Raw genomic sequence first — 21447 nt, forward strand, 5'->3', positions numbered from 1 at the left:
AAGTCATGAAAAGTGTTCACACACAAGCACTGCGTCGGATGGGTGTCAGCGGTCTGACCGTTGCTGCCCTGGCCGCCACCGTGGCCGCCGCGATCGGGACCGGCGCCGCAGCCGCCGCGCCGACCGCCACCTCGGGCACCGTCCACGCCAACATCGGTCTGCCAGACGACCGCTGGGTCACCGGTGCCGGCAGCGCCGACCGCTTCACGTACTGGACCACCGCGGCCGAGAATCGCAGCGAGATCAGCAGTGCCGCGGTGTACCTGCCGAGAGGCACTGCGCCCGAAGGCGGCTGGCCGGTGATCGCATGGGCGCACGACACCGTCGGACTGGCCGACAAGTGCGCACCGTCCTGGTCGGGTAAGACCGAATCCGCCGCCCACTGGAACGACATCACCCCCTGGCTCCGCAAGGGCTACGCCGTGGTTGCCTCGGACTACGCCGGTCTCGGTGTCGAAGGGGCCACGCCGGACTTGCAGGGCGACATCAAGGCACGCAACATCGTCGACGCGGTCAAGGCCGCCCACGACATCACCCCGGACCTGTCCGACGAGTGGATCGTCAACGGGAACGGGAGCGGGGCGACCTCGGCGCTGGCGACTGCGCGCAACGCCATCGCGTGGCAGGGCCCAGAGCTCGACTTCCGGGGCGCGGTGACCACCAGCGTGCCGGCCAACCTGGGCGAACTGGTACTCAGCGCCGGACCCGGTTTCATCCCCGTGCCGCTGCCCACCGATCTCACCGCCGAGGTGCTCTATGCGATCGCCGGTATCCGCGGCTCGTACCCGGAGCTCAACTTGAACTCCTACCTCAGCACCGAGGGCAAGGCACTCGTGGACAAGGCCCTCAAGGTGTGTTCCGCCGAACTGCAGCGCTCGGTCGCCTCGACCGGACTGAACGAGTTGTTCACCAAGCCTGTCGCGTCGATCCCGAACATCAGGCCTGTCGTCGACGCCTACCTCGGTGTCCCCGATCGCGGTTACGACAAGCCGGTGTTCATCGGACAGGGGCTGCTCGACACCACGGTTGTGCTGCCGTACACACTCGACTTCATCAACAGGGTGCAGGCGTCGGGGCAGAACGTGACGGTCCGTACGTATCCGTCCGACGGTCAGGGCACGGCTGCGGCCGCATTGCCTGACGCCTCAGGGTTCGTCGAGAGAATCTTCGCGGGCTGATCCAGACATGCGGGTATCCGGCTGGAAGTATCCGGAGCGCAAGGCGTTTGCGGTGACCACCGTGTTGGTGGCGGCAGCGGGAGCTGTTCGCCACCGGCCGGTGGTCGCTGTCGTCAAGCCGGCAGCGCTGGGAATGTTGGCGATCACCGTTGCCCGCGGCACGAGGCGACGGGCACCGGCGGACAACGCACTGCTGGCCGCCACGCTCATCGCCTCGGCAGCCGGCGACTACTTCATGTATCGCGAAGAGTTTGCCGACGGTCGAGGCAAAGACCGGCACATACAGACCGGCGCAACCATGTTCGGCGTGGCACACCTGGCCTACCTGGGCCTGTTCAGCCGGCACGGTGCCCGACCGACACGTCGACGACTGCTCCCCCGGTTCGCGGTGATGAACGAGGTTGCCGCACTGCTGATCCTGAACCAGCCCAGGCTGCTGCCCGTGCTCGGTACCTACGGGGCCGCCTTGTCGGTGATGGCGGCCACGGCCGCAGACCCGTGCCTGTCGTCGGGCACACGAAGCGATCCCACCCGCCGACTGGCAACGGGTGGGATCCTGTTCATGCTGTCCGATGCAATTCTGATGAATCGCCGATATCTGTTGCGCGGCAACCTCGCACGCGCGATGAGCGAGGCAACCGTGCTGTCGACCTACTTCGTCGCGCAGATGTTCCTGCTCGACGGCGTCGACTCACTGGCCCGGCGGCGTCACGCCGCAGGCATCGTCAGACCGGCGTGACCCCGCCGGCGGGAGCGATCTTGCCCTGCATCGGCATCACCAACCAGAGAGCCAGGTAAACGACCAGCTGCGGCCCCGGCAGCAGGCACGAGACCACGAATGCCACGCGCACCGCATTCACGTCCCAGCCGTACCGTCGTGCGATGCCGGTGCAGACTCCTCCCAGCATCCTGCCCTCGGAAACCCGAACCAATTCGTCCATGTCATTCCTTTCTGTTCAGTCCCCCAGCGACACCGAGCCGCTCTCACCTGTCCCAATGTATGGACGTCGAGCGTCCCTGCCATCGGGGATCGACCCTGATCTTTGTGGCCGACTTCCCTGATTCGCTCCTCAGGGAACACCGCTCGTGTCACGATGGCGAAATGTCGTATGTCCGGGTGGACCATCCCCGCGAACACATTGCCCTGGTGACCTTGGATCGCCCAGAACGCATGAATGCCATGGCTTTTGACGTCATGCTGCCGTTCAAGGAAAAGCTCGAGGAGATCAGTGCGGACAATGCGGTCCGAGCTGTGATCATCACCGGCGCCGGACGCGGTTTCAGTTCTGGCGCCGACCAGAAGTCGGCGGGCAAGATACCCGGCATCGACGGCCTGACCGCCCCCACGATCGCGCTTCGTTCCTTGGAGCTGCTCGACGAGACGATCAAGGCGATCCGCCGCATGCATCAGCCGGTGATCGCCGCAGTCAACGGCGCCGCGATCGGTGGCGGGCTGTGTCTGGCGCTGGCATGCGACATCCGCATCGCGGGCGTGGCGGCCTATTTCCGTGCGGCGGGTATCAACAACGGGCTCACCGCAAGCGAGTTGGGGTTGAGCTACCTGTTGCCGCGAGCCGTCGGTAGCTCACATGCCGCGGAGATGATGCTGACCGGATGGGATGTCCACGCCGACGAAGCCGCCCGAATCGGGCTGGTGTCGCGAACCGTGCCCGACGCCGACCTGCTGGCCGAGTGCTGCCGCGTCGCTGACCGGATCGCCGAATTGTCGCGCCCTGCTATCGAACTGACAAAGCGAACGCTCTGGTCGGGCATGGAGGCCTCGAGCCTCGACGCGCACATGCAGGCCGAAGGCCTCGGCCAGCTCTACGTCCGGTTGCTGACCGCCAACTTCCAGAAGCGACGGCCGCCCGCAAAGAGGGACGGCCGCCGCTGTTCACCGATTCGCTGTAGCGCTATTTCTCTTTGGCCGCGGCTTTTTCGGCCTTGAGTGCGGCCTCGACGTCGCCGAGAGTGTCCATGTCCTCGAGTTCCATACCCTTGGTCTCGGGAACCTTGAAGTGCACGTAGAAGTACGACACGATCGCGCAGAACGCGAAGAACCCGTAAATCCACGCCAGACCCAGACGCGAGTTCAGTTCCGGGAAGAGCAGCGAGATGGTGAAGTTCGCGAGCCAGTTCACACCGGTGCACACACCGAGCGCCACACCGCGGATCCGGTTGGGGAACATCTCCCCCAGCATCACCCACATGACCGGGCCCCATGTGGCAGCGAACGCGACCACGAACAGGTTGGCACCGATCAGCGCGACCACGCCCCAGTTGTCGGGGAGGGTGATGTCGTCGCCCGAGCCCTGCTGCTGGGTGAAAGCCGCGCACGCCAATATGAGCCCGATGGCCATACCGACCGAACCGATCAGCAGGAGCTTGCGGCGGCCGATGCGGTCGACGAACAGGATTGCCCCGAAGGTCATCACGACGTTGACAACGGCGGTGATCACCGACGTCTTGAACGACTCGCTCTCACTGAATCCGACGGACTGCCAGAGCGTGGTGGAGTAGTAGAAGATCGCGTTGATGCCGACGAACTGCTGCAGCACCGCGATCCAGATACCGACCCAGACAAGGGGATGCAGACCGAACGAAGGCCCGCGGATGTCCTTGATCGACACGTTGGATTCGCGTTTGAGCGTCAGCCGGATCTCTTTGACGCGTTCGAGTGGGTTCGGCTCACCGGTCACTTCGGTGAGGATGCGGGCGGCTTCCTCGTCGAGGTTGCTCCCCACCAGGTACCGGGGTGATTCCGGAATCAGTAGGGCCAGAACGCCGTAGACGATGGCGGGGATGACGCCGACCATGAACATCCAGCGCCACGCCTCGATACCGAACCACAGATCGCTCGATGCGCTACCGGCGCTGTCGGCGAGCAGCGCATCCGACAGCAGTGCGACGAAGATGCCCATGGTGATGGCCAGCTGCTGGAGGGATCCGAGTGCACCGCGGTATCGGGCGGGGGCGATCTCGGCTATGTACGCCGGAGCGATCACCGAGGCGATGCCGATGCCGAGGCCGCCGATCACACGCCAGATCAACAGGTCTGGAACCGACCACGCCAATCCTGTGCCGATGGACGAGGCGATGAACAACGCGGAGCCGAGCAGCATCACCTTCTTGCGGCCCCAGATGTCCGCGAGCCGACCGGCGAACCAGGCACCGAGCGCGCACCCGAGGAGTGCGATGGCGACCGCGAAGCCCTTCATGAACGAGTTGAGCTCAAAATGTGTGCCGATGGATTCGACAGCACCGTTGACCACCGAGCTGTCGAAACCGAAGAGGAATCCGCCGACGGCTGCGGCGACGGTCACACCGATGACCTTGGCTACGTGTGCCTCACCCCCGACCGGCCGGCTGGATCTACTGGCTGCACCTGTGGACATCGGGGGTACCCACCTTCCGGACGGCGGTCGGCAATCACCGCCGACGACATACGCCAAGAGCTGACGTTACTCCTGTCATGTCAGGCGAGTTCGCAAGTCCCCGAAAGACAGTCGGTCACAAGTCGGTCACCGGCGAGCGGAGCGGCACGCGTTTACGCCTCCGCGAGCTGGGGAACTCCAGCGCCCCACCCGACAGGTGATCACACCGTTGCAGCGCCACGACAGGTCGACGATTGTGGGTTCACCATGGGCATGAAGGCGAGTGCACCGATCTTCTGGGTGACGACGTAGGCCACGTGGCCACGGCCGGTCGGCAGGGAACCTTCCCAATTGGCCGAGCGGCCCCGCGCCGGGATGACCGTCGTCCCGCGAGCTCCGGTGGTGGTGTTGACCCAGCGGACGGTTGCCTCGACGTTGTATTCGAGCAGGAAGCCAGGACGCGAGTTGTTCGCACTGAGGTACAGGACAGGCCCACGCGCCCCGTCGGGTGGGAAGACGACATCGTTGTACACGTCGATGTCGATCCTGAGCCGGCCCGGCGACCACGGGTCGGCGCTGTCGCAGCGCACGGTGTCGACCAGCTTGGGTTCGGTGTACGGCTCGGCCGAGGACTGGCCCGCGGCCAGCACAGACATCGTGGCCGCGGCAGCCAGGGCCGCCGCCGCAACCCGGCTGCGTCTCCGCATGACCGACTCCGCTCTCCCCGACCCGGACCGTCCTGCCGAGCATTCAATCACCACCAAGCCCCCGGTGATCGGGGTTCGGTGAGACGGGTCCTCGCGCGCGTCGATGTGGGTTGGGTGCCCGGCACTAGACTTCGTGTCCATGACCAGTCTGCACATCACGGGCGACCCGTCCGCCGACGAGTTGCTCAGTACCGATTCCTTCGCGTTGCTGGCCGGGATGTTGCTGGACCAGCAGTTCCCGATGGAGCGAGCATTTGCCGGGCCGGCCAAGGTCAGGGAACGGTTCGGAAGTCTCGACCCCGCCGCGATCGCCGCCGCCGAGCCCGACTCGTTTGCCGACCTGTGTGCCACCCCTCCGGCCGTCCACCGCTACGGCAGGTCGATGGCCGCGCGCCTGCAGGCCCTGGCCACCATCGTGGTGGAACAGTACGGCGGCGACACCGCACGGATCTGGAACGAGGCGGCAGACGGACCGGATCTGGTCAAACGCATCAACGAGCTGCCGGGTTTCGGTGCCCAGAAGGCCAAGATCTTCACCGCACTTCTCGCCAAGCAGTGCGGTGTCGCCCCTGCCGGTTGGCAGAAGGCGGTCGGCGACTACAGCAAGGCCGGATACCGCTCGGTGGCGGACGTGGTGGACGAGGAATCCCTGCAGAAGGTGCGATCATTCAAGAAGGAACAGAAGGCAAAGGCCAAAGCAGGGTGATCGGCCACCGGCGTGGAGGGGACGTCTTAGGGTGAACGGCATGGATGCCAGATTGGTGATCGAACTCCCGACCCGGTTGGGATTCGCGATCGCAGGGGCGGCCCTGTCGGCCGTCGAGGCCAGCGTGGCGGTCAGCCGCATCGCCATCGAGAACGTGCAGCACGAGATCACGGTGGCGATGGGGGTGTCTCAGGGACCTCCCGGCCGCAGTCCCCTCCAACTGATCGGCCAGGTGGCCGAGCTGCTGGAGGACGACCGTTCTCTGGGTCGCATCCTGGCCAAGGACGGCCCCCTGGAGCGGCTGGTGTCCGATGACGGACTGGTGAACCGGATGCTGTCCGACGACGGCGTGCTTTATCAGATGACCGAGGACGGTGGGCCTCTCGATCGGCTCCTCTCTCGTGGTGGCCCGGTGGACCGCCTTCTCGCCGAGGACGGAATCCTTGCGAAGTTGACGACGACGGGCGGCTTGCTCGACCGCCTTGCCGAGGACGAGGGCTTCATGGACCGCCTCGTGGCCGAGGAGGGGCTGCTCGAGCAACTCCTGGGCGAGAACGGCGCGATCGAGCGCACCATCGCGCCGGGCGGGCCACTGGACCGGTTGACCGAACTCGTCGAGGTGATCGGCGAACTCGCGCCGAACATCCGGAAGCTGCAGGAGACGGTGGATCAGCTCAACGACGCCGCCGAAGTCCTCGGCCAGGCCGTGCTCCCGCTGGGCGAACTCGTCGGCCGATTGCCGAAACGGTTGGTACGCACCAAGAACGGAACCGACGACCACTGACGAACTGCGACGGGCGGCCGTAGAGGGAGTCGGCCGGTCACCGTCCGGCGACGATTCGGTTCCATGCGATGGACGCACTCAGCGATTCGAGATAGTCGTCGATGTTCCCGATCGCCGACTCTGCGGCGTGCACGCTGATCGCCACCGTGTCACCGATTCCGTGCACCCCGTGGGTGACGCCCATCGCAGGAGACAGGGCCGGGTAGCCGGCGGTGAACGCAACCGGCGCCCCGCCGAATGTCAGGTCGGCCGGGCCGCGGTTGATGCTCGACACCACCGTGTTCCCGATGACCATGGGTGCAACCGCAGTCGGATCGAATTGTGTTATCCCCCAGTACAACAAAGGAGCGGGAACCGCCGAGAAGGCTTCGTCGGCCGCTCGCAACGCGGGATGAGCACCACGAGATCGACGATGCATCAGCGCCTCGGCGATCTGCTCGGTTCTTCGTTCCCATGATGCCGTGGTGCTGAACAGTTCGACACCGACGTTCCGGAAGTGGTTGCGAGCGAGGGGTTTTCCTGGTTTCGCGACAGTCAACTCCGCACCGAGCGCGGCAGTGTCGACACCCTGGCCGGCGAGGTGCTCCGACAACCCCAGCGAGATGGCTGCGAGCGCTCCGACAGTGACGGTGGGCCCCGGGAAGTCGTCGCGGTCACGGACCAGCGTGCGGATCTCGCGGCGACCCTCCGGCCTGTTGTTGGTGGGCAGCGCGGGTCGCACATCGGCCTGCGGGGGCACGGATCCGTCGGCCACGTCCGCAACCAGCCTTCGGTGTGTGACAGCAGCATTCAGCCCGCGCAAACTCAATAAGCCGAGCTGTTTGGGTGTCCGGATCGCCGCGACCGTTGCCGCCCGCACCGTCGAGTAGCCGCTCTCGGGTTTCGCCGCAATGCCGCGGCGCGGTTCCCCGCCATCGACGAACAGACTCCTGGCCACGCCCGTCGCGCGGCGGCCGTCGGCGAGGGCGTGTCCGATCTGCAGGACCACCACCGTCACCGGACCCTGGCAGCGGGGAACGTCGCCGACACCCTCGAACACGTGCAGACGCCACACGCTGTCGCGGAGGTCGAGCTGATCTGCGAACAGATTCTGAACGGCCGCAAGGCAACCCGACCAGGTGGGCTGCGGCAATTGGTGCACTGTGACGTGATCTGGTCCGACCCCGTGGCGAACCCAGTAGGGGTAGTCGAAAGCACAGCCCGGGTCGGCGACCCGCAAGGTCAGATCGACGTTCGACGCCGCGCGCCCGAGCACGTCGGCGATGGCCGACTCGAGGTTGTCGACCTCACCGTCGAAGGCGAACAGCAGGAATTGGTCGTTCGGAACTCGACTCGACATCCAGTACATCTGGGCATCGATGGGTGTCATTCGCTCCATCCGACGAACGTACTTCACCGCCGCGAGCACATCGGGTGCCTATCTGATGGCCGCAACCGTCCGCGCACGTCGGTCGATACAACTTGGCTATTGAAAGCGTCCATATTTGACTTGGACATGAATGAATAAGCGGCCTACGGTCGATGTATGACCCAGGTCACGCCTGCCGCTGGGCGGCGTGGTCTGGGTCGACGACGCAGGTCGGCCGCGATCGCCATGGCCGAACAAGTACGCACAACAGGTAGGAGTCGGCACATGACGACGACAGAAGATCGCTCGACAGGGCAGGCGCAGATGAACGCCCTGACCGGGCAGATGATCATCGCGGGCACATTTGTCACCGGACAGGGCGACACCGTGCACGGGCTCGACCCGGCGACCGGGGACGTCCTCGAACCCCGTTACTCCTACGGGTCCGACAGTGACGTCGACGCCGCATGTGCCGCTGCCTCCGCTGCCTTCGACCGGTATCGGGCGACCACGTCCACCGTTCGCGCCGAATTCCTCGAGGCGATCGCAGAGAACATCGAATCTCTCGGCGACACCCTCGTCGACCGAGCCTGCTCCGAATCGGGTCTACCCCGCCCCAGGATCGCCGGCGAGGTGGGCAGGACCGCAGGACAATTGCGTTTGTTCGCAGGCGTACTGCGAGACGGCGGCTGGAACGGTGCACGCATCGATCCCGCACAACCCGATCGCACACCGTTGCCGCGCGCCGACATCCGGCAACGCAAGATCCCCGTCGGACCGGTGGCAGTGTTCGGCGCCAGCAACTTCCCCCTCGCGTTCTCGGTGGCAGGCGGCGACACGGCCTCGGCTCTCGCCGCCGGCTGCCCGGTGGTCGTGAAGGCACACGACGCTCATCCCGGCACCTCGGAACTGGTCGGTCGCGCCATCACCGAGGCAATCGCCCGTACGGGGATGCCTGCCGGAACGTTCTCGCTCCTCTACGGCTCGGGACCGATCCTCGGTACCCGCCTGGTGACAGACCCGAGGATCAAGGCGGTCGGATTCACCGGATCGCGTTCTGGCGGAACCGCTCTGGTCGCTGCCGCCGCAGCCCGCCCCGAGCCCATCCCCGTCTACGCCGAGATGAGTTCGGTCAACCCGGTGTTCCTGATGGAGTCCGCCCTGCGGAACCGGGGCACCGACCTCGGGCAGGCATTCGTGGGGTCGTTGACCATGGGTGCCGGGCAGTTTTGCACCAACCCCGGCCTTGTCATCGCCGTGGACGGCCCCGCGTTGGATGACTTCGTGCGGTCTGCAAGCGACGCGATCGCCGCGTCGGCCCCAGCACCGATGCTCACCCCCGGCATCGCGAGGTCCTATGCCGACGGCGTCGAGGCGTTCTCGACCGCAGCGACCGCCGAGGCGAAGGCCTCGACGACCGACCGGCCGAATACGTGCGGCGCCGCTGTCTTCAGCACCGACGCCGATACGTTCCTGGCGTCAGAAGTGTTGCAGGAGGAAGTATTCGGCTCGGCCAGCCTGGTGGTCAAATGCGTTGACGCGAACGAGGTACGCGCCGTCGCGGCACGCATGGAAGGCCAGCTCACCGCAACGGTGCACTGCGACGACGATGACCTCATGGCGGCGGGCGAGCTGATGAGGGTTCTCGAACTCAAGGCAGGCCGGATCCTGTTCAACGGCTGGCCCACCGGGGTCGAGGTCGGCCACGCCATGGTCCACGGCGGCCCGTATCCAGCGACGTCCGATTCGCGTTCCACGTCTGTGGGATCGCTTGCCATCGAGCGGTTCCTGCGGCCGGTCGCCTACCAGGACGTCCCACCCGCACTGCTGCCGTCGGCGATCGCCGACGGCAACCCCAATCAGCTGTGGCGCCGCATCGACGGCCGCCTCGTCCAAGACTGACCAACCCCACCCACTCTAGGAGAAATCTGATGCTCGACGGAGTTCTGTTCTTTCCCGTCACCCCGTTCACCCCGTCCGGGGATGTGGACTACACCCTGCTCGCCGAGCACCTCGACAAGGGTGTCGCCGCGGGACCCGGTGGCGTCTTCATTGCCTGCGGTACAGGCGAATTCCACGCTCTCGGGCTCGACGAGTTCAGCAAGATCGTCGCAACGGCGGTCGAGGTCGTGGCCGGACGGGTGCCCGTCTTCGCCGGCGCCGGCGGATCGCTGGTCCAGGCAAAGGAATTCGCGCGTAGCGCCGAGGCCGCGGGCGCCGATGGCATCCTGCTGCTACCGCCGTACCTCGTGACGATGCCGCCCGCCGGGCTCGTGGAGTACACCCGCACCGTCGCTGCCGCCACCGACCTCCCGCTCATCGTCTACAACCGCGGTTCGGCCGTCTACAACGAGGCTGCCGCGGTCGAGGTGGCGCAGCTGCCCACCGTCATCGGGTTCAAAGACGGAACCGGCGACCTGGACAACGTCGCCCGTATCGTGATGGCCGTCAAGGACGCCCTGGCACCTTCGGGCAAGAACTTCCTGTTCTTCAACGGTCTGCCCACAGCCGAGATCACCCAGCAGGCCTACCGCGCCATCGGTGTCACCCTGTACTCCTCGGCAACCTTCGCGTTCGCCCCTGAGATCGCGCTGGCGTTCTACAACGCCCTGGAGTCCGGGGACGACCAACTCGCGGAAGCTTTGTTGCGCAAGTTCTTCCACCCGCTGGTCCGCCTACGCAACCAGGTCCCCGGTTACGCGGTGTCGATGGTGAAGTTCGGCGTCACGATGGAAGGTCTCGACGCCGGACCGGTTCGCGCACCGCTCGTGCCGCTGACACAGGCACACCAGCAGGAGCTCATCGAGATCACCGCTGCCGGCCGGGCCGTCCTCGAAGGCGCCCTGTCACCGGCCGTCGCGGTCTGATGCCCACTGGACCGATCCGGATCACCGGCGCCCGCATCACCCCGGTCGCTTTCGCCGATCCGCCGCTGCTGAACACCGTCGGCGTCCACCAGCCCTTCGCACTGCGGGCGATCATCCAGCTCGACACCGACGCCGGAATCGTCGGACTGGGCGAAACCTACGCCGACACCGCGCATCTGGCTCGGCTCGAGGCGTCCGCGAAGGCGATCACCGGACACGATGTGTTCGCGCTCAACGCACTGCGAACAACCATCGATGCCACCCTGGGCACGCTGTCTGTCAGCGGCGGGGACGGTGTGGCCGGCATGATCACCACCGCCAGCACCACCGACCGGGTGCTGTCACCCTTCGAGGTCGCGTGCCTCGACATCCAGGGCAAGGCCCTGGATCGGCCGGTGTCGGACCTCCTCGGCGGCGCCGTACGCACCGAGGTGCCGTTCAGTGCATACCTGTTCTACAAGTGGGCCGGCCATCCCGGAACCGACCCCGACGAGTGGGGCGCGGCGCTCGACCCGGAGGGTCTCGTCCGGCAGGCGCAGCGGATGATCGGCACGTACGGATTCAAGGCGATCAAGCTCAAGGGCGGCGTGTTTCCTCCCGAGCAGGAGATCGCGGCCATGAAGGCCCTGCGGTCGGCATTCCCCGACCTGCCGCTGCGGCTGGACCCCAACGCGGCGTGGACGGTCGAGACCTCGATCGAGGTGGCATCCGAACTCGCCGGCGTCGTCGAGTACCTCGAAGACCCGACACCGGGCCTGCAGGGCATGGCCGAAGTGGCGGCGGAAGCGAAAATGCCTCTGGCGACCAACATGTGCGTGGTCGCCTTCGACCAGCTCGAACCGTCGGTCCGGCAGAACTCGGTGTCCGTGGTTCTCTCCGACCACCACTATTGGGGTGGCCTGCAACGGTCGCGGTTGCTCGCCGGGATCTGTGAGACCTTCGGGCTGGGCCTTTCCATGCATTCCAACTCGCACCTGGGAATCAGCCTCGCTGCCATGGTCCACCTGGCCGCCGCCACGCCCAATCTGTCCTACGCCTGTGACACTCACTGGCCGTGGAAGACCGAGGACGTCGTACGAGCAGGAGCGTTGTCCATCGTCGATGGCGCAGTACCGGTTCCGACGGGACCCGGCCTGGGTGTCGAGATCGACGACGATGCCCTCGCGACTCTGCACCGGCAATATCTCGAATGCGGCATCCGGGACCGCGACGACACCGGATACATGAAAACCATCGACCCGTCGTTCGAGAACACCTGCCCGCGCTGGTGAACCCGCTCGTCCGGCGCTGAACCGGCGCGTACATTGATCCACTGGGCCGGTTGCGCGCCCAATTCCGATACCGGGAGTGGATCAATGTTCTCGCTGGCTCGCCTCACCTGCTTCATCGCTGTCGCCGAAGAACTCCATTTCGGCCGAGCTGCCGAACGTCTTCACATGACCCAGCCGCCACTGAGCAGGCAGATCCAGCAACTGGAGAACGAACTCGGGGTGCAACTCGTCGACCGGACCAGTCGTTCGGTCACGCTGACCGCCGCCGGCTCGGCCTTTCTGCCCGACGCCCGCCGCATCGTGCGGCTGTCCGAGAGCGCAGTACTGACCGTGCGCCGGGTGCCTGCCGGCGATCTCGGCACCGTCATCATCGGATTCACGGGCGCTTCTGCTCATGCGGTACTGCCCCGGTTGCTCGCCACCGCCCGCGAGGTACTACCCGACGTCAAACTCGTTCTGCGCGAGATGGTCTCTTCCGCCCAGATCGAGTCACTGTCCGGCGGAGAGCTCGACCTGGGGCTCGTGCGCCCCATCATGACCCGTCCGGGTATCAGCAGCCGGCCGATCCATCACGAGCGGCTGATCGCCGCCTTGCCCGCGGATCACGATCTCATCGATGCCGAGCATCTCACCATCGAGGACTTCGACAATCGTCCCGTGGTGATGTACTCCCCCGTCGACGCCCGCTATTTCCACGAGTTGCTGATCAGCACGTTCACCATCGTCGGCGCGACACCACGGTACGTCCAGTACGTCACCCAGGTGCACACCATGCTGGTGCTGGTCAGATCCGGTCTCGGAATGGCGCTTGTGCCCGAATCAGCCGCCACAATGCATCCTGAGGGCGTCGTCTTCAAAGAGGTGACAGCGGTTCGAGACCGCCCGGTTCAGATGAATGCCGCGTGGCGCCCGGACAATCCGAATCCGGCTCTGGCACGGATCATGGAAGACGTTCTACCGCAACGCGAATGGATATGACTTCGAATCGTGAAGCAGTTGTCACACAGCGGAGCGCACCGGGGGTTTGACTGCCGCGACCGGGCACTGCGCGTCGAGCAGAACCCGTTGCATGGCGCTGCCCGTCAGTAACTTGCCAACCGGTGAACGTCGACGGATACCGATCACGATGAGCTCGACATCGTCGCGATACGACGCGTCGATGAGATTGTCGGCGTGCGAGAGAGCCGGGTCGTTTGGCTCGATCGCAAAAGCCACATCGGCCGCCCCCGCGGCCTGGCGAGCCGCGTCGAGATCCGATTCGAACTCCGGAGACGATCCGCTGTCGTCCTCGGCGATGACCATCAGATCCGTTCCGCGCATGCGTGCCTCGGCGAAGCCGAACGACAACGCACCGCGCCCCTCTGTAGAGGGCACATAGCTCAGCACAACGCTCATGGGCGCGGCCTTCCTTTCGGTTGAGGTTGCAGCACGGCCGTCCTCAGCGTGCCCCGGGCGAGATACTCGTCGAGGTTGGCCAGCGTCAGGGCTTCCATCGCGGCGCGGGTCTCGGTGGTGCCACTGGCTACATGGGGCAGCAGCACCACGTTGTCGAGGCCGACGAGCGCTGCCGGGACATGCGGCTCGTCGGCGAACACGTCGAGACCCGCGCCGGCCAGACCGCCCGACGTGAGCAGGTCGACCAGCGCTTCTTCGTCGACCACGCTGCCCCGCGCCACGTTCACCAGAAAACCGTTGGGCCCCAGCGCCTCGAGGACATCACGATCGACGAGCTGCCGGGTGTGTTCACCACCTGAGGCCGCCACGACGAGTACGTCCACCGACGCCGCCAGTTCGGCCGGCAACGATGAGTACCGATACGGCGAGCCGACTATCTCGCGGCGGTTGTGGTAGGCAATGCTGCACCCGAAGCCTTTGAGACGCTCGGCAATTGCCGAACCGATGCGGCCGAGTCCGATGATTCCGACTCGGGCGCCGCTCACCTTGCGCGTCAGGCGGAAGTTGCCCTCGCTCGCCCACCGGCCGGCCCGCACGTAGCGGTCCGCGGCAGAGAAACCGCGAAGCGTGTCGATGAGCAGCCCCACCGCGGTGTCCGCAACGCAATCGGTGAGGACGTCCGGGGTGTTGCTCACCCCCACGCCCCGCTGCCGGGCAACCTCGACGTCGGTGGTGTCGTAACCGACGCCGAAGTGGATGATCGCGCCGAGGTTCGGCAACTGCGCCATCAGTGCCGCGTCGACGCCCGTGCGGCCAGAGGTGACAACAGCGGCGACGACGTCCCCCCGAGTGGCGAGGAAGCCTTCTCTGGAACTGTCGTCCGGGAGCAACAACGCTCCGTAGCCGGCTGCCAGGGACTCAGCGAGTGACGGCTTGAGCGGGCCGACCTGCAGCACCCGTCCCGCCTGGTCCGCCGAATCGCGATACTGGTGTGGTGCAGTGCTTTTCGCCGGTCGTGCCGCGACTGGTGCGACATCGGCCATCGTGCCTCCTGACGACAGGGAAAGACCATCATGGTCTTCATCGAGTTACCCGTACGGTAAGCCGCCTCAGGAATACCTGTCCAACTCGTAAATAACATGGACTGATACCCAAACGGCATCACTGGGTTGGCTGCCGAGCGGGCTCGGCGACAAGCAATCCGTAATGCGGCAGGTCAAAGACTATATTGCAGGTGAGTCGTGTCACCAGATGACACATCCAGTGACGCCCATCACCGACAGAAATGGCGGTTTGCAGGCGTTTTGGCCTGTTGACGCCTCCTCGGGGCACTTCTAGGTTGTGGCTACCGTCACAAACGGTCAGCGTCTCGATCGACGCGATTCACCATCATCAACGGAGGACCCATGCACGCCGCAGCCCCGCAGCCGGCATCCCGACGCCATTCCGTACGGGCGGTCGTCGCCATGGCCGCCGTGGCCGCTCTGGCCACCGGTTGTTCGGTCGCCAACTCGACACAGACCGACGCTGCCGACCCGAACACCCTGCGCATCGTGCTCCCGCAGGAGCCTCCGACGCTCGAGCCGTGCGACGCCTCGCTGACGGCCACGGGTCCCGTGGTCCGGTCCAACATCACCGAGCCGCTCATCGAACGCAATCCCGATACCGGTGACCTCGAGCCGAAGCTGGCCGACTCATGGGAGCAGACCTCTCCCAACACCTGGACGTTCCGCATCCACCAGGGCGTCAGATTCAGCGACGGCACGCCCTTCGATGCCGAAGCCGCCGCCTTCTCCATCAATCGCACGATCAACTCCACGATCGGCTGCGAGGTGGACGGCTACGTGTTCGGTGACGACGAACTGGTCGTCGAAGCGACCGATCCGGCGACGGTGACAGTGACCACTCCCACTCCGGATCCGATTCTGCCGCTGCGTGTCTCGTTCATCGAGATGGTCCCGACCAGTACCGACACCGCAGACAAGGTGCGTATCCCGATCGGCACCGGCCCCTACCGGGTCGACTACTGGGATCCGGGCCAAAAGCTGGCTCTCGCGCTCAATCCCGAGTACGCCGGCCCCACCCCGGAGTACAGCCGTGCGGTGTACCAGTGGCGTACCGAGGGCAGCGTGCGGGCAGCCATGGTGACCAACGACGAGGCGGAGATAGCCACCTACCTTGGCCCGGAAGACGGCGCCGGGGACCTGGGTGTGTCGTACCCGAACAACGAGACCACCGCGCTGCGGATGCAGGCGGATGAACCACCGCTCGACGACTACCGGGTTCGCGAGGCCATCGATCTGTCGATCAATCGCGACGGGATCATCAAGGCCCTCTTCCGCGGCCTCGGGGATCCGGCAGCACAGCTCGTCGGCCCGAGCATCATCGGGTTCAACGACACGATCTCTGCCACCCCCTACGACCTCAACCGCGCGAAAGAGCTTGTGGCCGAGGCCAAAGCAGACGGAGTGCCGGTCGACAAGCAGATCAAGCTCATCGGGCGCACAGGGATGTACCCGAAGATCAACGAGACCATCGAGGTCATCCAGAACTCACTCGACCAGATCGGTCTCAACGTCAAGATCGAGATGATGGACACCTCGGGCCAGATGCTATATCAGATCCGGCCCTTCCCCGACGAGGGACCGATCCTGCTGATGATCCAGCACGGCAACCAGGCCGGTGATGCCCAGTTCACCGCCGAGCAGTACCTGCTGAGCGATGGCTATCAGAGCACCTATGGCACGTCCGAGTTCGACGCCGAGATAGAGACAGCCCAGAACCAGACCGGCGACGCCCGCCAGGGGGCGTTCGCCGCGGTACTCGCCGACGAACCGAGCAAGATCCGTCAGTACGCCTACCTCGCTCACATGAACGCGGTACTGGCCAAGGCGCCGTCGGTTGCCTACCAACCGAACTCGGCAACCGGCGACGAGATGCGACTGGCCGAGATGACCCATGCCACCTCCTCCGGCAACGACTGACCCCCGCTTTCCACACCACCTGAAGGAACCTGTCATGACCAGCCCCATGTCCTCGAGAAAGCGGTGAGAGATGTTCGCCTTCCTGCGACGCCGCATGTACACCAGCCTCATCCCTCTGTTGGTCGTGCTCTTCGGTGTCTTCCTGCTCGCCCGACTCACCGGTGATCCCACCAACCTGTACCTCCCGGTGTCTGCGACCCCGGATCAGCGTGCCGAGTTCGCGGCCGAGAACGGTCTCGACAAGCCCGTCTGGAACCAGATGCTCGACTACCTGGGCGGCGTGGTCCACCTGGACTTCGGCGAGTCCCTACGCACCGGCGAGTCGGCCGCCGAGATGGCCTTGCGGGCATTTCCCGCGACATTGCAGCTGGCGTTCTTCACCATGTTGCTGGCCATCGTCGGCGCCGTGATCCTGGGTTGCTGGGCGGCTTTCCGGCCCAACTCACTTGCCGACCGCTTCTCGTCGCTGCTGTCGATGACCGCGGCGAGCGTCCCCGACTTCTGGTTCGCCATCACCGGCATCTGGATCTTCGCGGTGGTCCTGGGCTGGCTGCCCACGTCCGGTACGGGCAGCACCCTCTCCTGGATCCTGCCGATCGCCACACTGTTGATCAGGCCGCTGGGAGTCCTGACCCAGGTGGTCCGGGGCGCGATGGTGCAGGCGCTCTCCGCGCCGTATGTGCGGCTTGCCCGCAGCAAAGGGGCCGGCGACATGCGCGTCGTCACGCATCATGCGCTGCGGAACGCCGCCGCACCGGCGTTGACCGTGGCGGGCGACCTCGCCGTCGCGCTGGTCAACGGTGCGGTGGTGGTGGAGGCCATCTTCGGTTGGCCCGGCATCGGCAAGCTGATGATCGATTCGATCCTGCAACGCGACTTCGCAGTGCTGCAGGCCGCCGTATTGCTCACCGCTGTCAGCATTTTCATCCTCAACGTCGTCATCGACGCCGGTTACGCGCTGCTGGACGCGCGGGTCCGCGAAAAGGTCAAGGTCTAGGAGAACGTCATGTCGATTGTCACCGGACCGTCCGAGTCCACAGTCACCGATCCCACCGGTTCGCTGGTCGCGCCCACAGACATCACCGGCGATTCCGTTGCCGCAGGCAAGGTTCCGTCCAACAGGATGCCCCTCTGGCGACTGCTGCTGCGGGATCCGATGGCCACCGTCGCCGCCGGCATCCTCGCCTTTGTCCTTCTCGTCGCCTGCTTCGGGCCGTGGCTGGTGGGTAGCGCCGCCACCGATCAGAACCTCGACCAGTCGAATCTGGCCCCGTTCAACCTCGATACCGGCTGGATGAACGTGCTCGGCACCGACCCGCTCGGTCGCAGCATGCTGGCTCGTCTGATCGTCGCCTGTCAGACCACGATGATGGTGGCCCTGCCCGCCGTGGTGATCTCTTGCGTCATCGGTTCGGTGATCGGCATGTGGGCCGGTTACCACCGCGGCTGGCGCGAGACCACGGCGATGCGGGTCGCCGACGTGATCATGAGCTTTCCTTCCCTGCTGCTGGCGGTGGTGGTGCTCTACGTGTTCTCGCCGAGTGCGGCCAATATCGTTCTGGTGCTGGCCTTCACACGCATCCCCATCTATCTGCGTACCGCACGGGCGGAGTCGGCCGAACTGCAGAGCAGGGTCTTCGTCGATGCGGCCCGCACGTTCGGCGCCAGCAGTGGATCGATCATCCGCTCGCATGTCCTGCCGATCCTGCTGCCCACCTTGCTCACCGTTGCCACCCTCGACTTCTGTTTTGTCATGCTGGCCGAATCGTCGCTGAGCTTCCTGGGCATCGGAATCCAGCCCCCGGACATCAGCTGGGGCCTGATGGTGTCGCAGGGACGCACCTACCTGCAGACCGCATGGTGGCTGTCGTTCTTCCCAGGTCTGGCCATCGTGGTGACCACGGTGTCCGCCACGATCCTCGCGGCGTGGGCCCGGATCGCCACCGATCCCGGTCAGCGCTGGCGCCTCACCGTGCCGCGTGCCCGCCGCCGTCTGTTCTCCTCACGAAAGGCAGTCGCATGAACGCACCAGCCATCGCCGATCCCGGCGCGACCACCGCCGACGAGCGGGTCGCCCTGGACGTCACCGACCTGACCGTCGACCTTCGCACCCCAACCGGGGTGGTGCGGGCCGTCGACCACGTCTCGTTTGTCGCCCGCCGCGGCGAGACGCTGGCCCTGCTGGGCGAGTCCGGATGTGGCAAGTCCATGACCGCCCAGGCCCTGGTCGGGCTCTTGGACCCGATCGCGGATGTCACCGACGGCACGGTGATGCTCGGGGACACCAACCTGACGACGGCGAGCAAACGCAAGCGCCGCCAGGTCGCCGGAACCGAACTGGCAATCGTCTTCCAGGACGCACTGACCGCGCTCAACCCTGTGTACACGGTCGGTACCCAGCTCGCCGAGCCGTTCCGTATCCATCGCGGGATGTCTGCGCGGGCCGCCAAACGCGAGGCCATCCGGCTGATGGAGCACGTCGGCATCCCCGAGCCCGAGTCGCGTATCGACTCCTATCCCCATCAGTTCTCCGGTGGCATGCGCCAACGACTGCTGATCGCGATGGCGGTGGCCCTGAGCCCCAAGGTTCTCCTCGCCGACGAGCCGACCACCGCGCTCGATGTCACCGTGCAGGCACAGATCATGTCGCTGTTGCAGAACCTGCGAGCCGAGTTCGACATGGCGGTCATCTTGATCACCCACGATTTGGCGCTGGTGGCCGAGCAGGCCGACCGCGTGGCAATCATGTACGCCGGCAACGTCGTCGAGACCGGGCCGGTCGCCGAGGTGTTCTCCCGTCCGAGACACCCCTACACCAAGGGGCTGCTCGACTCGGTGCCCGTGAACGCCAAACGGGGCGAAGATCTCAAGTCCATCGGTGGTACTCCCCCGGACCTGCACTCGATCCCGACCGGGTGCGTGTATCAGGCCCGGTGCCCCCTGGCACAAGACATCTGCGCCACCTCCCGACCTGCACTGAAGTCAATCGCCACCGGCCGTTCTGCGGCATGTCATTTCACCGAGGAGGTCGGCAATGTCTGAGTCCACGAAACCGAGATCGACAGGATCGTCGGTCCTCGAGGTTCGCGACCTCACGAAGACGTTCCGGGTGCCGGCAGGCAAAGACGGCAAGACCGAACTCAAGGCGCTCGACGGGATCGACCTCGATCTCGCCCCCGGCGAGACACTGGGTCTGGTCGGTGAATCAGGTTGTGGCAAGTCAACTCTCGCCCGCACGCTGATGATGCTGGAGCGCCCCGACGCCGGTACGGTCAGCTGGGATGGCGTCGATCCGTACACCCTCAAGGGCAAGGACATGCTCGCCCTGCGACGCCGCGTCCAGATGGTGTTCCAGGATCCGTATGCCTCACTCAACGCGCGGATGACAGCCGCCGAGATCATCTCCGAGCCGTGGCGGACCCACAAGACCCTCTACAAGTCCAAGCGAGACAGGGCCGCCCGGGTTCGCGAACTCCTGCACCTGGTGGGTCTACGCCCCAGCGACGAGCACCGCTCACCACAAGAGTTCTCCGGTGGGCAGCGCCAGCGGTTGGGAATCGCCCGAGCGCTGGCCCTCAACCCGTCGGTGGTCATCTGTGACGAGCCCGTGTCGGCACTGGACCTCTCGGTGCAGGCCCAGGTGCTGAACCTGCTCAACGACCTGCAGCAGCAACTCGGCATCTCCTACGTCTTCATCTCGCACGACCTGTCGGTCGTGCGGCACGTGGCCGACCGCGTCGCCGTCATGTATCTCGGTCGCATCGTCGAAACAGGGCCTACCGAAAGAGTTTTCGACACCCCGATGCACCCCTACACCGAGGCGCTGATGTCCGCGGCACCCACCTCGACCCCGGAACCCGGCGCACCCGGATCATCCTGGAGGGCGAAGTGCCCTCGCCGCTCAATCCGCCGTCGGGCTGCCGGTTTCGTACCCGGTGCATGCACGCCACTTCCGAGTGCGCGGAGTCGGCGCCGCCCGTCGCCACCGACGTTCCACAGAGCAAGTCGATCCGGGCAGCGCTGAGCGGTCCGCCACACGTGGCCGAGTGCTTCCACCCGCGCAACACGGTGTCGCTCGGTATGCCCGCCGCGGTCGGGTGAGCATCACAGCTCTCGTCGTGATCAGCGTGGCAGTGTTCGCTGCCGCCTGCATGCAGGCATCGATCGGGTTCGGCATGGGGATGCTTGCCGCGCCGATCGTCGCCCTGGTCGACCCATCGCTCATCCCGGGCACGCTGATCATGTCCGCGGTGGTGGTGACGCTGCTCGTCGTAATCCGTGAACGACAGAGTCTCGACCTCCGGGGCACCGGGTGGGCGCTCGCGGGCCGTGTCCCCGGCACCATCGCGGGGGCATTGCTGCTCCTGTTCCTACCCGAACGCGGGCTCGCGTTGTTACTCGCGGCCGTCGTGCTGGCCGGTGTTGTCATGGCGACGATGGGTTGGGCGCCACCGCCGCGGCGACGAAACCTCGCGACGGCGGGCGCTGCGTCGGGTCTGCTCGGCACCGCGACCTCGATCGGTGGTCCGCCGATGGCTTTGGTGTTGCAGGGATCAAGTGGCCCCCGGCTACGCGGGAACATGAGCGCGTTCTTCTTGGTCGGGTCGTTGATGTCCATCGCGGTGCTGGCCGCCGCCGGTGCCATCGAACGGGAGAACGCCGAGATGTTCCTGATTCTCATCCCGGCGGTTGTGCTGGGCTACGCGGCCTCTCGATTCGTCAACACATTGCTCGACCCGGTGCGGCTGCGCCGGCTCTCCATCGCCATCTCCTCGGTGGGGGCTGTCCTGCTCATCGGGCAGCAGATCATCTGAAATCACAACAGCGAAAGGC

Annotated in this window: 19 protein-coding genes and 2 pseudogenes; 15 read left to right on the forward strand and 6 right to left on the reverse strand. The window is 65.7% G+C overall.

What is annotated here, in order from left to right; all coding sequences use genetic code 11:
* Window positions 1-5 precede the first annotated feature (5 nt).
* Complete coding sequence (locus tag MVA47_RS21005) at window positions 6-1178, forward strand: lipase family protein (RefSeq protein WP_247209750.1); 1173 nt, start codon at window positions 6-8, stop codon at window positions 1176-1178.
* A 7-nt stretch (window positions 1179-1185) separates the two neighbouring features.
* Window positions 1186-1917: a lysoplasmalogenase gene (locus tag MVA47_RS21010; RefSeq protein WP_247209751.1), complete on the forward strand. Its 732-nt coding sequence runs from the start codon at window positions 1186-1188 to the stop codon at window positions 1915-1917.
* Here the strand turns inward: MVA47_RS21010 and MVA47_RS21015 are convergent.
* Window positions 1904-2119 (reverse strand): PspC domain-containing protein, encoded by a 216-nt coding sequence (locus MVA47_RS21015; protein WP_247209752.1) that lies wholly within the window; start codon window positions 2117-2119, stop codon window positions 1904-1906. The two genes, MVA47_RS21010 and MVA47_RS21015, sit on opposite strands and share 14 nt — an antisense overlap.
* A gap of 161 nt (window positions 2120-2280) precedes the next feature.
* Here MVA47_RS21015 and MVA47_RS21020 point away from each other — a divergent pair.
* Window positions 2281-3089, forward strand: a pseudogene (locus MVA47_RS21020) (enoyl-CoA hydratase).
* 2 nt (window positions 3090-3091) lie between these two features.
* On the opposite strand, the gene MVA47_RS21025 reads toward MVA47_RS21020, so the two are convergent.
* On the reverse strand, window positions 3092-4573 hold the full coding sequence (locus tag MVA47_RS21025; RefSeq protein WP_247209753.1) for a sugar porter family MFS transporter: 1482 nt from the start codon (window positions 4571-4573) through the stop codon (window positions 3092-3094).
* A gap of 200 nt (window positions 4574-4773) precedes the next feature.
* Window positions 4774-5259, reverse strand: coding sequence for a hypothetical protein (locus MVA47_RS21030; protein ID WP_247209754.1), 486 nt, complete (start codon window positions 5257-5259; stop codon window positions 4774-4776).
* Between the two features lie 139 nt (window positions 5260-5398).
* On the opposite strand from MVA47_RS21030, the gene MVA47_RS21035 reads away from it, so the two are divergent.
* Together MVA47_RS21035 and MVA47_RS21040 are read left to right on the forward strand one after the other, a co-directional pair.
* On the forward strand, window positions 5399-5965 hold the full coding sequence (locus MVA47_RS21035) for an HhH-GPD-type base excision DNA repair protein (RefSeq protein WP_247209755.1): 567 nt from the start codon (window positions 5399-5401) through the stop codon (window positions 5963-5965).
* 40 nt (window positions 5966-6005) lie between these two features.
* Window positions 6006-6749, forward strand: a complete 744-nt coding sequence (locus tag MVA47_RS21040; RefSeq protein ID WP_247209756.1) for a hypothetical protein — start codon at window positions 6006-6008, stop codon at window positions 6747-6749.
* A 37-nt stretch (window positions 6750-6786) separates the two neighbouring features.
* Here the strand turns inward: MVA47_RS21040 and MVA47_RS21045 are convergent, their stop codons facing one another.
* Window positions 6787-8127, reverse strand: a complete 1341-nt coding sequence (locus MVA47_RS21045; RefSeq protein ID WP_247209757.1) for a wax ester/triacylglycerol synthase domain-containing protein — start codon at window positions 8125-8127, stop codon at window positions 6787-6789.
* Window positions 8128-8382: 255 nt separating this feature from the next.
* Between MVA47_RS21045 and MVA47_RS21050 the strand changes: the two genes are divergently transcribed.
* The 4 genes from MVA47_RS21050 to MVA47_RS21065 all read left to right on the forward strand — a co-directional run bounded on the left by MVA47_RS21050 (window position 8383) and on the right by MVA47_RS21065 (window position 13213).
* The gene (locus MVA47_RS21050; protein ID WP_247209758.1) at window positions 8383-9999 is read left to right on the forward strand and encodes an aldehyde dehydrogenase (NADP(+)); all 1617 of its coding nucleotides are present in this window, start codon (window positions 8383-8385) and stop codon (window positions 9997-9999) included.
* Between the two features lie 29 nt (window positions 10000-10028).
* The gene (locus MVA47_RS21055; RefSeq protein WP_247209759.1) at window positions 10029-10964 is read left to right on the forward strand and encodes a 5-dehydro-4-deoxyglucarate dehydratase; all 936 of its coding nucleotides are present in this window, start codon (window positions 10029-10031) and stop codon (window positions 10962-10964) included.
* A complete protein-coding gene (locus MVA47_RS21060) occupies window positions 10964-12235 on the forward strand; it encodes a glucarate dehydratase family protein (protein WP_247209760.1) in 1272 nt (423 codons plus the stop codon). The genes MVA47_RS21055 and MVA47_RS21060 overlap by 1 nt, the downstream gene beginning before the upstream one ends.
* An 84-nt stretch (window positions 12236-12319) precedes the next feature.
* Window positions 12320-13213: a LysR substrate-binding domain-containing protein gene (locus MVA47_RS21065; protein ID WP_023963249.1), complete on the forward strand. Its 894-nt coding sequence runs from the start codon at window positions 12320-12322 to the stop codon at window positions 13211-13213.
* A gap of 21 nt (window positions 13214-13234) precedes the next feature.
* Here MVA47_RS21065 and MVA47_RS21070 read toward each other — a convergent pair whose 3' ends face one another.
* Both MVA47_RS21070 and MVA47_RS21075 read right to left on the reverse strand, forming a co-directional pair.
* Window positions 13235-13630 (reverse strand): universal stress protein, encoded by a 396-nt coding sequence (locus tag MVA47_RS21070; RefSeq protein ID WP_247209761.1) that lies wholly within the window; start codon window positions 13628-13630, stop codon window positions 13235-13237.
* On the reverse strand, window positions 13627-14673 hold the full coding sequence (locus MVA47_RS21075; RefSeq protein ID WP_247209762.1) for a 2-hydroxyacid dehydrogenase: 1047 nt from the start codon (window positions 14671-14673) through the stop codon (window positions 13627-13629). The genes MVA47_RS21070 and MVA47_RS21075 overlap by 4 nt, the downstream gene beginning before the upstream one ends.
* A 423-nt stretch (window positions 14674-15096) precedes the next feature.
* Between MVA47_RS21075 and MVA47_RS21080 the strand changes: the two genes are divergently transcribed.
* The 6 genes and pseudogenes from MVA47_RS21080 to MVA47_RS21105 all read left to right on the forward strand — a co-directional run bounded on the left by MVA47_RS21080 (window position 15097) and on the right by MVA47_RS21105 (window position 21428).
* Window positions 15097-16614, forward strand: a complete 1518-nt coding sequence (locus tag MVA47_RS21080; RefSeq protein ID WP_247210977.1) for an ABC transporter substrate-binding protein — start codon at window positions 15097-15099, stop codon at window positions 16612-16614.
* Window positions 16615-16684: 70 nt separating this feature from the next.
* A complete protein-coding gene (locus MVA47_RS21085) occupies window positions 16685-17611 on the forward strand; it encodes an ABC transporter permease (RefSeq protein WP_030164191.1) in 927 nt (308 codons plus the stop codon).
* Window positions 17612-17620: 9 nt separating this feature from the next.
* Window positions 17621-18637 carry an ABC transporter permease gene (locus tag MVA47_RS21090; RefSeq protein WP_023963241.1) on the forward strand — a complete coding sequence of 339 codons (1017 nt, stop codon included), beginning with the start codon at window positions 17621-17623 and terminating at the stop codon, window positions 18635-18637.
* A complete protein-coding gene (locus MVA47_RS21095) occupies window positions 18634-19656 on the forward strand; it encodes an ABC transporter ATP-binding protein (RefSeq protein WP_247209763.1) in 1023 nt (340 codons plus the stop codon). Before MVA47_RS21090 ends, MVA47_RS21095 begins: the two co-directional genes overlap by 4 nt.
* Window positions 19649-20715 (forward strand): annotated as a pseudogene (locus MVA47_RS21100) (ABC transporter ATP-binding protein). Before MVA47_RS21095 ends, MVA47_RS21100 begins: the two are co-directional and overlap by 8 nt.
* Window positions 20712-21428, forward strand: a complete 717-nt coding sequence (locus MVA47_RS21105; RefSeq protein WP_308280577.1) for a sulfite exporter TauE/SafE family protein — start codon at window positions 20712-20714, stop codon at window positions 21426-21428. The pseudogene MVA47_RS21100 and the gene MVA47_RS21105 overlap by 4 nt, the downstream one beginning before the upstream one ends.
* Window positions 21429-21447: the final 19 nt, after the last annotated feature.

The sequence above is a fragment of the Williamsia sp. DF01-3 genome, assembly GCF_023051145.1.
In the GTDB taxonomy this organism is placed as follows: Bacteria; Actinomycetota; Actinomycetes; order Mycobacteriales; family Mycobacteriaceae; genus Williamsia.

Coding starts and splice junctions, on each gene's coding strand:
- MVA47_RS21050 (WP_247209758.1), top strand. CDS start 8,383: ATGACGACGACAGAAGATCGCTCGACAGGGCAGGCGCAGATGAACGCC.
- MVA47_RS21005 (WP_247209750.1), top strand. CDS start 6: ATGAAAAGTGTTCACACACAAGCACTGCGTCGGATGGGTGTCAGCGGT.
- MVA47_RS21080 (WP_247210977.1), top strand. CDS start 15,097: ATGGCCGCCGTGGCCGCTCTGGCCACCGGTTGTTCGGTCGCCAACTCG.
- MVA47_RS21040 (WP_247209756.1), top strand. CDS start 6,006: ATGGATGCCAGATTGGTGATCGAACTCCCGACCCGGTTGGGATTCGCG.
- MVA47_RS21065 (WP_023963249.1), top strand. CDS start 12,320: ATGTTCTCGCTGGCTCGCCTCACCTGCTTCATCGCTGTCGCCGAAGAA.
- MVA47_RS21015 (WP_247209752.1), bottom strand. CDS start 2,119: ATGGACGAATTGGTTCGGGTTTCCGAGGGCAGGATGCTGGGAGGAGTC.
- MVA47_RS21095 (WP_247209763.1), top strand. CDS start 18,634: ATGAACGCACCAGCCATCGCCGATCCCGGCGCGACCACCGCCGACGAG.
- MVA47_RS21055 (WP_247209759.1), top strand. CDS start 10,029: ATGCTCGACGGAGTTCTGTTCTTTCCCGTCACCCCGTTCACCCCGTCC.
- MVA47_RS21035 (WP_247209755.1), top strand. CDS start 5,399: ATGACCAGTCTGCACATCACGGGCGACCCGTCCGCCGACGAGTTGCTC.
- MVA47_RS21030 (WP_247209754.1), bottom strand. CDS start 5,259: ATGCGGAGACGCAGCCGGGTTGCGGCGGCGGCCCTGGCTGCCGCGGCC.
- MVA47_RS21070 (WP_247209761.1), bottom strand. CDS start 13,630: ATGAGCGTTGTGCTGAGCTATGTGCCCTCTACAGAGGGGCGCGGTGCG.
- MVA47_RS21085 (WP_030164191.1), top strand. CDS start 16,685: ATGTTCGCCTTCCTGCGACGCCGCATGTACACCAGCCTCATCCCTCTG.
- MVA47_RS21075 (WP_247209762.1), bottom strand. CDS start 14,673: ATGGCCGATGTCGCACCAGTCGCGGCACGACCGGCGAAAAGCACTGCA.
- MVA47_RS21025 (WP_247209753.1), bottom strand. CDS start 4,573: ATGTCCACAGGTGCAGCCAGTAGATCCAGCCGGCCGGTCGGGGGTGAG.
- MVA47_RS21060 (WP_247209760.1), top strand. CDS start 10,964: ATGCCCACTGGACCGATCCGGATCACCGGCGCCCGCATCACCCCGGTC.
- MVA47_RS21090 (WP_023963241.1), top strand. CDS start 17,621: ATGTCGATTGTCACCGGACCGTCCGAGTCCACAGTCACCGATCCCACC.
- MVA47_RS21045 (WP_247209757.1), bottom strand. CDS start 8,127: ATGGAGCGAATGACACCCATCGATGCCCAGATGTACTGGATGTCGAGT.
- MVA47_RS21010 (WP_247209751.1), top strand. CDS start 1,186: ATGCGGGTATCCGGCTGGAAGTATCCGGAGCGCAAGGCGTTTGCGGTG.